At 63.9% G+C, this 7,926-nt stretch carries 10 protein-coding genes; 3 read left to right on the forward strand and 7 right to left on the reverse strand.

Features of this window, described 5'->3' with window-relative positions; translation table 11 throughout:
- Nucleotides 1–197: 197 nt before the first annotated feature.
- Nucleotides 198–926, reverse strand: coding sequence for a Bax inhibitor-1/YccA family protein (locus tag VGD20_RS03905; RefSeq protein WP_331133189.1), 729 nt, complete (start codon nt 924–926; stop codon nt 198–200).
- A gap of 155 nt (nt 927–1,081) precedes the next feature.
- Between VGD20_RS03905 and thpR the strand changes: the two genes are divergently transcribed.
- Nucleotides 1,082–1,699 (forward strand): RNA 2',3'-cyclic phosphodiesterase, encoded by a 618-nt coding sequence (gene thpR / locus VGD20_RS03910; RefSeq protein ID WP_331133190.1) that lies wholly within the window; start codon nt 1,082–1,084, stop codon nt 1,697–1,699.
- Here the strand turns inward: thpR and VGD20_RS03915 are convergent.
- Complete coding sequence (locus VGD20_RS03915; protein ID WP_331133191.1) at nt 1,606–2,097, reverse strand: low molecular weight protein-tyrosine-phosphatase; 492 nt, start codon at nt 2,095–2,097, stop codon at nt 1,606–1,608. The genes thpR and VGD20_RS03915 overlap by 94 nt on opposite strands.
- Nucleotides 2,098–2,202: 105 nt before the next feature.
- Between VGD20_RS03915 and VGD20_RS03920 the strand changes: the two genes are divergently transcribed.
- A complete protein-coding gene (locus VGD20_RS03920; RefSeq protein ID WP_331133192.1) occupies nt 2,203–3,813 on the forward strand; it encodes an MFS transporter in 1,611 nt (536 codons plus the stop codon).
- A gap of 58 nt (nt 3,814–3,871) precedes the next feature.
- On the opposite strand, the gene VGD20_RS03925 is transcribed toward VGD20_RS03920, so the two are convergent.
- On the reverse strand, nt 3,872–4,450 hold the full coding sequence (locus VGD20_RS03925; RefSeq protein WP_331133193.1) for a superoxide dismutase family protein: 579 nt from the start codon (nt 4,448–4,450) through the stop codon (nt 3,872–3,874).
- 331 nt (nt 4,451–4,781) lie between these two features.
- Here VGD20_RS03925 and VGD20_RS03930 point away from each other — a divergent pair, with 331 nt between their 5' ends.
- Complete coding sequence (locus tag VGD20_RS03930) at nt 4,782–5,498, forward strand: hypothetical protein (RefSeq protein WP_331133194.1); 717 nt, start codon at nt 4,782–4,784, stop codon at nt 5,496–5,498.
- A 122-nt stretch (nt 5,499–5,620) separates the two neighbouring features.
- Here VGD20_RS03930 and VGD20_RS03935 read toward each other — a convergent pair whose 3' ends face one another.
- The 4 genes from VGD20_RS03935 to VGD20_RS03950 form a co-directional block, all read right to left on the reverse strand.
- Nucleotides 5,621–6,046, reverse strand: a complete 426-nt coding sequence (locus tag VGD20_RS03935) for a biopolymer transporter ExbD (protein ID WP_331133195.1) — start codon at nt 6,044–6,046, stop codon at nt 5,621–5,623.
- 32 nt (nt 6,047–6,078) lie between these two features.
- Entirely contained in the window at nt 6,079–6,597 is a 519-nt protein-coding gene (locus VGD20_RS03940; RefSeq protein WP_331133196.1) for a biopolymer transporter ExbD, read from the reverse strand.
- 126 nt (nt 6,598–6,723) lie between these two features.
- Nucleotides 6,724–7,539: a MotA/TolQ/ExbB proton channel family protein gene (locus tag VGD20_RS03945; RefSeq protein ID WP_414714538.1), complete on the reverse strand. Its 816-nt coding sequence runs from the start codon at nt 7,537–7,539 to the stop codon at nt 6,724–6,726.
- A gap of 60 nt (nt 7,540–7,599) precedes the next feature.
- Nucleotides 7,600–7,926: energy transducer TonB (locus tag VGD20_RS03950; RefSeq protein WP_331133197.1), on the reverse strand; the 327-nt coding region annotated here is incomplete at its 5' end.

The raw sequence follows: 7,926 nt of genomic DNA on the forward strand, positions 1-7,926 counted from the left end.
AGAAGCTGGCGGCGTAGCTTTTGAGATCGGCGGTCGCCGGCGGCGCGATCGCGCAATCGGCCGTCCCTTCGGCGGCCACGGCGGGCGTGGCCAGCAACATTGTCCCTGCAACCAGTGCCGCCCGCATCATGCCGCCCCCAAAAAAAGAACCCGGCGAATTGCTCCGCCGGGCTCCTGTTTCGTTCCTGTCCGTCCGCTTAGTCGCGGCTGCCCAGAAGGTTGAGCAGGAAGGTGAACATGTTGACGAAGTCGAGGTAGAGCGTCAGCGCGCCCATCACCACCGACTTGCCGACAAAGTCGGTCCCGCGGACATAGAAATACATGCTCTTGATCTTCTGCGTGTCATAGGCGGTGAGGCCCGCGAACAGCAGCACGCCGATCACGCTGATCGCAAGGCTGAGCGCAGTCGATTGCACGAACAGATTGATCAGCATCGCGACGAGGATGCCGACGACACCCATGATCAGGAAGGTGCCGAAGCCCGACAAATCCTTCTTGGTCGTGTAGCCATAGAGGCTGAGGCCGAGGAAGGCCGCCGCGGTCGCGAAGAAGGTCGTTGCGATCGACGTCGTGGTAAAGGCTAGGAAGATCGTCGACATCGACAGACCCATCACCGCGGCATAGACCCAGAACAGCGCCTGTGCAGCGCCGGTCGAGAGCTTGTTGATGCCGAAGCTCAGCACCAGCACGAAAGCCAGCGGCGCCAGCGCCACCACCCACATCAGCGGGCTGCCGATTAGCGAGGCGGTGAAGCCGCTGTTATATGCCAGCATCGCGACGATGCCGGTCAGCAGCACGCCCGAGCCCATATAGTTGTAAACCGACAGCATGTACGACCGCAGGCCGGCATCGACGGCCTGGTCCATTGCGTTCGCGCCGGCACCAAAACCGGAAGCCGCCATATTGGGGTCGTTCCAATTCGCCATTTTTCATCTCCATAACCGGCCAGCCCATACCGGCCGTACGCAGCAATATCGGGGGTTTCCCTTCCTGTTTCAAGCGAAACCGGACGGGAGCAGTTTTATTGCCTCCGCCGCGGTTAAGGGTCGCGGCCCGGAACATCGCCGCTTATGCTGTCGCCATGTCCACACACCGCCTGTTCGTCGCGCTGCGCCCGCCGCGCCCGATCCGCGAAATGTTGATCGCCGCCATGCACGGAATTTCGGGCGCGCGATGGCAAAATGACGAGCAGTTGCACCTGACGCTGCGGTTCATCGGCGAGGTCGATCATCACGGGGCCGAGGATATCGCGGCCGCGCTGGGCGCGCTTTATGCGCCAACGGTTACGGCGCGGATCTCCGGGGCCGGCTTGTTCGAACGGCAGGGCCGGCCGCATATGATCTGGGCCGGGGTCGAACCGCATGAACCGCTCGCGGCGCTGCACCGCAAGGTCGATCAGCGCCTCGCGCGCGTCGGCATCGCACCCGAGACGCGCGCCTTTGTACCGCACATCACGCTCGCACGGCTGAACCGCGGATCGGGGCCGGTCGCACCTTTTCTTTCGCTGAACAGCGATCTTGCAAGCCCGGCGTTCGAATTGGGGCATGTCACGCTGTATGAAAGCGAGCTCGGCCACGGCGGCTCGCGTTATCATCCCGTTGCGCGCTATCCGCTGGAGGGCGCAAATTCGGCGACGAGCGCCGACGCGACCGCATCGACATCGTCCCAGGTCGCAGCAAAGCCGTCGTCTTCGCCATAATAGGGGTCGGCCACGCCCTCGCCCCCGCGTCCCGGCAGCAGGTCGAGCATCAGCCGGAGTTCGGCCGTCGCGTCGGCGGGGCGCAGCGCGCGCGCGTCGCGCAAATTGGCGGCGTCGGCGGCGAGGATCAGGTCGAAATCGTAGAAGTCGGCGCGGCGAAGCTGGCGACCGCGCAGCGCCGAGATATCGACGCCGCGGCGCCGCGCCTCGGCCTGCGCACGCCGGTCGGGCGGATGGCCGACATGCCAGTCGCCGGTGCCGGCCGAATCGAGCGTGGCGTCGATGCCCGCGCGGGCAAAAGCGGCGCGCGCGGCACCCTCGGCAAGCGGGGAGCGGCAGATATTGCCGAGGCAAAGGAAAAGGATTGCGGGTTTCGCCATGGTGCTGTCGTTGCGCATGTCGCCTCCTTCGCACAAAGTTGAACCGACTTTCAACTTGCGCCTTTTCCCGGCTCTGCTAGCCATGAGCCACAACAGATAATGGGTCAGGGAGAGGGTTGCCAGATGGCCGATACCGCCAGCGAGAATGTCATGCCCGGCACGCCGGTTTCCGCGGAACCGAAAGCCACCGGCTATAGCTGGTACGTCCTCTCGGTGCTGGTGGTCGTCTATATTCTCAATTTCATCGACCGGCAGATCGTGAGCATTCTTGCCGTCGATATCAAGGCCGATCTCGGGCTGACCGATGCCGACATGGGGTTCCTCGGGGGTGCGGCCTTCGCGGTCTTTTATGCGCTGTTCGGTATCCCGCTCGGGCGGCTCGCCGATAACTGGAGCCGGGTCAGGCTGCTGTCGATCGGGCTCGCCTTATGGTCGACGATGACCGCGCTGTCGGGCTTTGCGTATAACCAGCTCTCGCTGTCGCTGGCGCGCATGGGCGTCGGCGTCGGCGAGGCGACCGCGAGCCCGACCGCCTATTCTTTGATCTCCGACTATTTCCCGAAACGGCAAAAGGCGACCGCGCTCGCCATCTATTCGTCGGGGCTTTATCTCGGCGGCGGCGTCTCGCTGTTCATCGGCGCGCTGATCGTCGAGACGTGGAACAACGCCTATCCGGCGGGTGGCCCGATGGGGCTGGCCGGTTGGCACGCGGCCTTTCTCGCAGTCGGCATTCCGGGCCTGATCGTCGCGCTTTGGGTCGCGACGCTGCGCGAGCCGGTGCGCGGGGCGATGGACGGCGTCGCGACCGCCGGGTCGCCGACACCGTTCCGTCAGTTCGGCAAGGACCTGTCGATGATCGTCCCCCCGCTGACGCTGATCGGCGCGGCGCAGCGGGGCGCAACAGCGCTCGCGATCAACATCGGCTTCGCGGCGGCGATCGCCGCCTTCGCCTGGTGGATGATCAGCCTGACGGGCAATGTGCCGCAATGGTCGGCGGTCGGCCTCGGCTATTATGCCGTCTTCTCGTGGGCGTGTACGCTCCGCGCGCACGATCCCGCGACCTTTCGCCTGATCTGGGGGACGCCGGCGTTCATCTGCACGACGCTGGGTTACGGCCTCGTCAGCCTCGCCGCCTATGCGCTGGGCTTCTGGTCGGCGCCCTATGCCGAAACCGTGCTGGGACTGCCCAAGCAGGAACTGGCGCTGATCCTCGGCGCAAACGGCGCGCTCGCCGGCTTTGTCGGGGTCATCGCCGGCGGCTGGATGGCCGATTATCTGCGGAAGCGGAATCCGGCTGGCCGCATCCTGATGATCATCTTCGGCGTCGTCGCACCGATCATTCCGATCTGGATCGGCTATACGACCGAGAATGCGACGCTGTTCTACATAATGAACTTCCTTGCCGGCATGCTCGGCGCCGCGGCGCTCGGAGCGGCCGCCGCGACAACGCAGGATCTGGTGCTGCCGCGGATGCGCGGAACGGCAACCGCGGCCTTCTTTCTTGGCACGACGCTGGTCGGGCTGTCGTTCGGTCCCTATATGGTCGGGCAGATTTCGGATCTGGCCGGCACGATCGTGAACGGCAAGCCGGTGGGCGATTTGCGCACCGGCATATTGTCGCTGATCGGGGTCGCACCGGTTGCGCTTGGCCTGCTGCTTTACGCTTATCGCGCCGTCCCGCGGGCGGAGGCGACGATCGCGGAGCGCGCGGCCGCGGCGGAAGAAGGCCGCTGACCCGTCGCGCCATCCCCGCGAAGGCGGGAATGGCGGAACCGAAGTCGGACGCCGATTTTCAGCCCGCGGGCGGGGTTACGATCACGCCGCAGGCGATGCGATCGCCGCTGTTGCCGCTGGGATCGGTCTTATAGTCGTCGGGCTTGGCATGGATGACAAAGGCCGCGCCGTCAGCATCGAGCAGCGCACCGTCACCCGACAGACGCGTGCCGACGATCTGCAGCGTCGCGCGGCCGATCGTATCGGGCTCGATCACCAGGTTGGGCATATCGCCATGATGCGCGCCCAGCGGATTGTCGCGGCCGTGCTGGGCATTGGTCGGGTTCCAGTGCGGGCCGGCGGTCGTATATTTGGGCGCGTCGCAGCGGCCGACCGCGTGGACGTGCATGCCATAGGTGCCCGCGCCGAAACCGCGCGCCACAAGCTCGAGCCGCAGCCCGCTGCCGTCCTTGAAGATGTCGACCCGGCCGCGGTCAGCGCCGCGCGCGTCGGTCAGCTCGGCATAGGCGTCGGGGACCGGAAGCTTGGTCGCGGGATCCTTCTTGCCCATGCCCGCGCAGCCGGCGAGCGCGAGCGCGCCGATCAGGACGAGGCCCCCGGTCATGGCCTGTGTGCGGTGCGAACCCATCGTCATCATGCTGCTCCCTGTGATCAAGATCGGAATCAAAACGTCAGATCGGCGCGTTTCGATCCCCTCGCCGCGACGATGGCGCGTTTCGCCGCAACTTCCAAGGGGATAAGTCAGCTTTGGAGCGGTGAGCGGGAACCGGCTCATCCTCCTTCTTCAACCCGAACCCGATCCGCGACCCATCGTCACGCGGAAAGATGCGCCGGGCATGGGCGTGCTTCGGACCGCACCGGCGCCGATATGCCTCTTTGCACCCGCAGCCATCGGCGCCGGCAAATGATTGTTAGGAAAGATCGAATATTTTGGCGGCGGCCGTGCGAATTGGAGCAAGGCGAACTGCATGGGACAGAAACTGGTTGCCAACCGCCTGAAACTGGTCGCCGCACCCTTGCTGGCGGTTCTGCTTTCGGGACTCACGTTCGCTGACCCGTGCGGCGGCCAATGGACGCCGTTCGCAATCGAAGATATCCGAAAGGCCGATGCGGTATTTGGCGGCACGCTTGTCCGGTATGAAGCCATAACACCCAAAAGCCGGCTGGCGACGGAGCGATATGGGCTGCTGACCGTCCGGATAACCGACCGGATCAAGGGCGCACCGCCCGGCGAGATCATCTTATACTGGAAAAATTCGCCCCGCGGCGCGCCGGCGACGCTGGCAAGGCGCGAGCCTATCCTGGTCGCCGCAATCGCGCCCGGGACGCGGTCGGTCACCGGCAAAGCCGTTATGCCCGAGACATGGTCGATATTGCAGAAGCACTGCTCGGCGCCCTTCATTCTCCATTATTCGGCACCGAACGCGGCGAACATCCGCGCAATATTGAACGGCGAAAGGGCCCGGCCGCGCGACTATTTCCGTACCGGGGCGATGGACCGCAACCTAAGGGCGGAGATTGCTGCCGAAAAGGCCATGCTGGAGCAAAGGCGGCGTGTCCAGGAAGAGGCCCGGGCGGCAGAGCAGGAAACGGCGCGCCGCGACCGGTGGATACGCGCGGGTTTGGCGTTTGCAGGCCTGGCAGCGCTGATCGGGCTGGCGATTGTGCCGATAAGGCGCCGATAAGGAGGCCATCGCCCGGCCCGGCGAGCGTCTTGCCGGGGAGCCCCACGCCCGCGAGCGCACGAAAAAAGGGCCGCGAATTGCTTCGCGGCCCCATGTTCCTGCCTGACGGCCCTGATCAGAGATCAGAAGACGCGGGCATATTGTTCGTTGCCGACGAAGCCCAGCTTGCCAACGCCGCTGCGCTTGATCACCGCCATCACATTGTCGACGACGAGATAACGCGCATAGGGGTCGGGCTGGACCTGCAATTCGGGTTCGACCGGCATCGCCTTGGTCTGTTCCAGATATTGCGCCAGCTGAGCAAGATCGACCGGCGTCCCGTTCCAGGTGATCGTCCCCGCGGGGTCGATCATCACCTTGTTCTTTTCGGGGTCGACATTGCTCTGGCTGTCGGTCGGAACCGGCAGATCGATCTTCACCGCGTGGGTCTGGACCGGGATGGTAATGATGAACATGATGAGGAGCACGAGCATGACGTCGATAAGCGGCGTCGTGTTCATGTCCATCATCGGTTCGTTTTCGTCCCGATCTCCAACGGCCATGGACATAGGATTATTCCTTCATTCCTGAGCGGAGCGCCTTAGAGGCGACCCAGCGTGCCCGAGCCAGGAGCCGGTTCCGAAATGAACCCGATCTTCTGGAAGCCGGCATATTGCATCGTGTAGATCACCCCGCCGATGCACTGGTACGGCGTGTTGACGTCGCCACGGATGTGCACTTCGGGGAAATTGTCTTCGGTGATGTTCTGCGGACCACCGATGTCTTCGAGCAGCTGTTCGAGCTTCGCCTGACCGCGTTCGAGCAGCTGTCGCGAATCGACGGGCGTCTGGCCCCAATAAACTTCGCAAGCGGTACTTTCGGGATTGGGTTCGCCATCGCCGTCAGTATCGGCCGAACGGATCGACAGCAGCACATTTTCGGGCTTCGTCGTCGTCGGTTCGAAAACCACGCTGGGCAGCTTTAGGTTCACCGTCTGCACCACCACGGGAACCGTGATGAGGAAGATGATGAGCAGCACCAGCATGATGTCCACGAGCGGAGTCGTGTTGATTTCGGACATTGGGGCGTCTTCGCCCTTGTCCCCTACACTCATCGCCATAGGATTAGCATCCTGTCACAAAATTACTGTCATGGACTTCGGGTCGACGTGCCATCGGCCTGGCGACCCGGGTCCAGCGGACCCCGCCTTTCGCAATGCGCGAAAAGCGGGGATCCAGGAGACCAATCAGGCCTTCTTCGGCGCTGCAGCCGGAGCAGCCTTTGCCGGAGCAGCCAGCGACGCCGGCTTCACCTGGCCGTTCGACATGATCGAACCGAGAACGTCGTTCGAGAAGGTCGACAGGCGGCGAGCGATCGCCTTGTTGCGGCTCTGGAGCCAGTTGAATGCGAGCACCGCGGGAACCGCCACGATCAGACCGATGGCGGTCATGATCAGAGCTTCACCGACCGGACCGGCGACGGTGTCGATCGAGGCCTGGCCCGATGCACCGATCTTCACGAGAGCGCGAAGAATACCGATAACGGTACCGAACAGACCGACGAACGGTGCGGTCGAACCCACGGTCGCGAGGAAGGCGAGGCCGCCGTTGAGCTTCGAGTTGATGTGGTTCTGCGAACGCTCGAGCGTGCCGTGCATCCAGTCGTGGGCTTCGACCGGATCGGTCAGCTTGTTATGCTCTTCGTTGGCGCGCAGGCCGTCTTCGACGACCTGACGATAGGCGCTGTTCTTTTCGAGCTTCGAAGCACCGTCGGCGAGCGTCGCGGCGCGCCAGAAGTTGGCGTCGACGGCCTTACCCTGGTTGATCACCTTGTTCTGTTCGAACAGCTTGGTGAACAGGATGTAGAGCGTGCCGATGAACATGATCAGCAGGACGAGGAAGGTAACCTGCGAGACGATGCCGCCTTCGCACAGTGCGGGAACGAGACCGTAAGGGTTCGTGCCTTCTTCCTTCACGCACATCGATGCGGGCATCAGGCTGAGGCCTGCGTCGTGAGCGGCAGCCGGCGCCGCAGCGGCGGCATTTGCGATCAGATTAAACATAATAGGAAATTCCCTCTCAAAGAATATCGGTAAAATCGAAAACAGATGTCCTGCGCCGGATCAGCGCGGAATCTGCCAACGGATACGATTGCTGTAGCTTCCGCCCGTGGGGTTGCCCGCGCGGTCCTTGCCCGGATTGAAACGGCCGCGGCGCGTGATGAGCTTGCAGGTTTCGGCATCAAGGTCGGCATGGCCGCTCGAGGACGTGACGTCGCACGACGTGATACGGCCATCGGCGCCATAGGTGACGCGGAAACCGGTCGTTCCTTCACGCTCTTCGCGCATGGCACGGGCCGGATAGTCGTCGTTCGTCGCCCAACGGCCCGGGTTGCCCTTAGGCGTACCGGCGGCGCTGAGGTCCGGCGTCGGCGGCGGCGCGGGCGGAGC

Source organism: Sphingopyxis sp. (genome assembly GCF_036402335.1).
Lineage (GTDB): Bacteria > Pseudomonadota > Alphaproteobacteria > Sphingomonadales > Sphingomonadaceae > Sphingopyxis.

Coding starts and splice junctions, on each gene's coding strand:
- VGD20_RS03905 (WP_331133189.1), bottom strand. CDS start 926: ATGGCGAATTGGAACGACCCCAATATGGCGGCTTCCGGTTTTGGTGCC.
- thpR (WP_331133190.1), top strand. CDS start 1,082: ATGTCCACACACCGCCTGTTCGTCGCGCTGCGCCCGCCGCGCCCGATC.
- VGD20_RS03915 (WP_331133191.1), bottom strand. CDS start 2,097: ATGCGCAACGACAGCACCATGGCGAAACCCGCAATCCTTTTCCTTTGC.
- VGD20_RS03920 (WP_331133192.1), top strand. CDS start 2,203: ATGGCCGATACCGCCAGCGAGAATGTCATGCCCGGCACGCCGGTTTCC.
- VGD20_RS03925 (WP_331133193.1), bottom strand. CDS start 4,450: ATGATGACGATGGGTTCGCACCGCACACAGGCCATGACCGGGGGCCTC.
- VGD20_RS03930 (WP_331133194.1), top strand. CDS start 4,782: ATGGGACAGAAACTGGTTGCCAACCGCCTGAAACTGGTCGCCGCACCC.
- VGD20_RS03935 (WP_331133195.1), bottom strand. CDS start 6,046: ATGTCCATGGCCGTTGGAGATCGGGACGAAAACGAACCGATGATGGAC.
- VGD20_RS03940 (WP_331133196.1), bottom strand. CDS start 6,597: ATGGCGATGAGTGTAGGGGACAAGGGCGAAGACGCCCCAATGTCCGAA.
- VGD20_RS03945 (WP_414714538.1), bottom strand. CDS start 7,539: ATGTTTAATCTGATCGCAAATGCCGCCGCTGCGGCGCCGGCTGCCGCT.